Here is a 3,371-nt window from a genome sequence, read left to right as displayed (position 1 = left end):
CGATTTCGTCACACTCGTGTTTTTTGAAAAGGTCGTCGAGCGTGTTGCACGGGAAGCGCCCGCCGTCAGCTTCGAATTGCTGCCTATCGACGACAGCCCCGATGAGCTTCTCCGGCGCGGTGACGTCGATTTTCTAATTCTTCCGGAATTGTTCATGTCGAGCGCGCATCCAAGAATGCCGCTGTTCGAAGAGACGCTCGTGTGCGTAGGCTGCCCTACGAACAAGCAGCTGCCAAGGCAGCTTACATTCGAGAGATACATGTCGATGAGGCACGTTGCGGCCAAGTTCGGGCGTACGCAGAAGCCCTCCATCGAGGAATGGTTTTTGATTGAGCATGGTCTTAAGAGACGTGTCGAGGTCGTCGTGCAGGCATTTAGCATGATCCCACCTATGGTCTCAGGTACAGCTCGTATAGCGACCATGCCCTTGCGGCTGGTCAAGCATTTCGAAAAAACGTTCCCCCTGCAGATCGTCGAACTTCCACTGCCACTTCCCGGATTTACCGAGACCCTCCAATGGCCGGCCCTTCACAACAGCGATCCGGCAAGCATCTGGATGCGGGAGATAATGTTGCAGGAGGCGTCCCGCACGGCTACGACCTCGGGACGTCGCGGGCGCTCCTAAATCTGCTCAGCGCCTCACACCGGCTCTCGCCTCAATAGCCCCGTGTCGGATGAGATCGATGCTGGCGGCAAGTGCGCCTGCGAGGTCGTCCAGCGCGTGGACTTCCTCGACTAGCTCGAACGAGAAGGGGCCGGCATAGCCGCCATCAAGCAGCGCCCGGATCTGGCTGCCATTGTCGGAACCTCCCAGGACGCGATCCGGGTAAATCCAGAAGGTCGGATCGTTCACGCCTGAAATGTGCACGAGACCGGTTAGCTCGCAGGAGAAGAACGTCTCCCCGGCGAGTGTGTGGTGAAACGTGTCGTGCACGAGGCGGAAGGCGGACTGGCCATCAACCGCGGTAATGGCCTCAGCCGCTTCCTTCTTCGATCGCAGCGAGCAGGTCTGGAAGCCCAGCGGCTCGATGAGACCGATTAGACCGCGCGACTGGAGGATTGGCTTGAGCGCGCTCAAGGCGAGGAGCAGATTGCCGTGGCGCTCGCCGTTCGCGGGCCACGAGCCGTCATTGACCGGCATCAGCACGAGCGCCTTCGCCCCGCACTCAGCCGCATAATCGGCTAGCTTGCTCGCCTCGGCCCGGCGCGCGGGGGTCCACTCATTGAAGCGCTGCAAGGCGTGGACAGAGATAATCGTGACGCCCGCTTCGGCGGCGGCAGACCGGACGTCCGTAGCCGGCATGCCGGGTGCAAAAGGATTGCTGAAAAGACGGATTTGAACGTCGGCCAGACCCTGGTCGCGTGCAAGCGCGAAAAATGCCCGAACATCAAGGCGGGACGCCGTCATGTGGCCGAGTGCAATGCGGGGCGACACCTGGCGCATGGCTTGGCTTTTCCTTCGATGAAGCGCGGTCGCCGTTCTCGGCTGTTCGGCTTCTGCCGCGTGGCAACCGCTCGTTGATCGTACAGACCGAAACGAGGCAGAATAGTCAATCGAACTTTCTTTCATTTGTGAAAGGAAACTCGACGTCCATGATAGAATCCATCAAGCTTCATATATTTTCCGGCAGATGGATGTCGAACGGCAGAAATGTCTGTCCCGGCGTCTCCGCGGTGCCGGTCTCGATGGCCCGCGCCATCAGCGTTGTCAGCTCCTGGCAAAGCCGGCGCATTGGCGTCGCGACCGCCATCGTGATGACGTTATCTGCGAGCGCCGCCCGTGACTCCGGCGTGATTTCATTCACGATCGCGACGAGATCCTGACCTTCGCCTTCTTCCCTGAGCGCGGAGATGGCGCCCTCCATGCCCCCGCCGGCCACATAGAAGCCGACGAGTTCAGGTTCCCGCTGCATGAGATCCAGCGTTGCCTCGTAGGTGATCTGCCGTTTCTCGAGGTTCATGAGCGGATCGAGCACCTCGAATGTCGGCGCGTTCTCACGGAAATAGGAGCGAAAGCCGATATCCCGGAGCTCTTGCCCCTGGAAACGGTGGCTGCCGACAAACACCGCCACCTTTCCGGGCCGTTTTGCGACCTTGGAAAACATCCAAGCGGCCGTCCGCCCGACCTGGCGGTTGTTGAGGCCGATATAGCCCTGGCGCACGCCGGCGGCGAAGTCCGAAAGCAGTGAGAATACTGGAATGCCTTTGGCCTTGAGCTCCTCGACCGCTGCCGTAATCTTCGGGTGGTCCGGCGCCACCATGGCGATCGCGTGGCAGCGGCTCCCAAGATCCTTGAGGAGTGCGATCAGGTCGCACGGCACGTGTGACGGCGCGAATTCGATGAGCGGAATGCCGTGGAAGGACTGGGCCAAACTGACCGACGCTTCGACCTCGCGCGCGAAGTGTTGGTAGAAATGCTGGGCCGGTTTTCTCAAGATGAAGCCCAGCCGATAGTGCGGCAGGTCCCGCTGCAAGCGCTGCTTGATGAGACCGGCAGCATGATAGCCGATGGCGTGGGCGGCCTCGTGGACCCGCCGCGCGGTCTCTTCCCGCACCGGATGGCGGGCGTTCAGAACCCGATCGACAGTTGCCACGCTGACCCCGGCTTCGCGGGCGAGATCGGTAATTGTGGGGCGCTTGGTCATGGGTCCAATTCTGATTAGTTTTAACGCCGGCTGACGCTCCGTCATCCAATACATCTCGGCAAAGGTTCCGGGCGGCAAAGTGACCGAATATTCATGATCGACAGCGTATTCGACGAACAGCAATCCAGGCGTAACCGGGCGCGTATCGATGTACACTTCGTTTGCTTAGGGAGCCCATAATTTTGCACTCGCCGCATTTTAGCGCTTCTGATTTCATCGACGCGCGAAGCGCTGTTTGGAGCCTGCGAGTCGATTGTTTGGTGCTGACCAGCCCGGCGACTTAACAGGTCGCGAAGCTGCGACCTTGCTCGGCGGGGCGTGGCCGGTTTAATACTCGGCAAACTGATGACCGCAGAAGGCGGCTTTCATCTGCGCTTGGTCCAATTCGCCTTCCCAGCGGGCGACGACGAGCGATGCCACCGCGTTACCGACGACATTCGTCAGCGCCCGGCATTCGGACATGAAGCGGTCGACGCCAAGGATCAGAGCCATGCCAGCAACGGGAACACTGGGTACTACGGCGAGCGTAGCGGCCAGCGTGATGAATCCCGCACCTGTTACACCTGCTGCACCCTTCGAGGAAAGCATCGCAACGAGCAGCAGGAGGACCTGATCGCTAATTGACAGATCCGTGTTCGTCGCCTGGGCGATGAAGAGGGCCGCCAGCGTCATGTAGATATTGGTGCCGTCCAGATTGAAGGAATATCCGGTCGGGATGACGAGCCC

At 60.2% G+C, this 3,371-nt stretch carries 4 protein-coding genes; 1 reads left to right on the top strand and 3 read right to left on the bottom strand.

What is annotated here, in order from left to right:
• A partial coding sequence (locus IQ26_RS38635; protein ID WP_145723548.1) for a LysR substrate-binding domain-containing protein occupies positions 1-625 on the top strand: 625 nt, incomplete at its 5' end.
• A 6-nt stretch (positions 626-631) separates the two neighbouring features.
• On the opposite strand, the gene IQ26_RS38630 is transcribed toward IQ26_RS38635, so the two are convergent.
• From IQ26_RS38630 to IQ26_RS38620, 3 genes are all read right to left on the bottom strand, one after another.
• Positions 632-1,444 carry a TIM barrel protein gene (locus IQ26_RS38630; protein ID WP_145723547.1) on the bottom strand — a complete coding sequence of 271 codons (813 nt, stop codon included), beginning with the start codon at positions 1,442-1,444 and terminating at the stop codon, positions 632-634.
• 169 nt (positions 1,445-1,613) lie between these two features.
• Positions 1,614-2,645, bottom strand: coding sequence for a LacI family DNA-binding transcriptional regulator (locus tag IQ26_RS38625; RefSeq protein WP_162458200.1), 1,032 nt, complete (start codon positions 2,643-2,645; stop codon positions 1,614-1,616).
• Positions 2,646-2,972: 327 nt separating this feature from the next.
• On the bottom strand, positions 2,973-3,371 hold a 399-nt coding region (locus IQ26_RS38620; protein WP_145723546.1), incomplete at its 5' end, for a cation:dicarboxylate symporter family transporter.

The sequence above is a fragment of the Mesorhizobium tianshanense genome (assembly GCF_007830515.1).
In the GTDB taxonomy this organism is placed as follows: Bacteria; Pseudomonadota; Alphaproteobacteria; order Rhizobiales; family Rhizobiaceae; genus Mesorhizobium; species Mesorhizobium tianshanense.
Note: the sequence above shows the minus strand (reverse complement) of the source record. Positions and strands in the feature narration are given on the sequence as shown.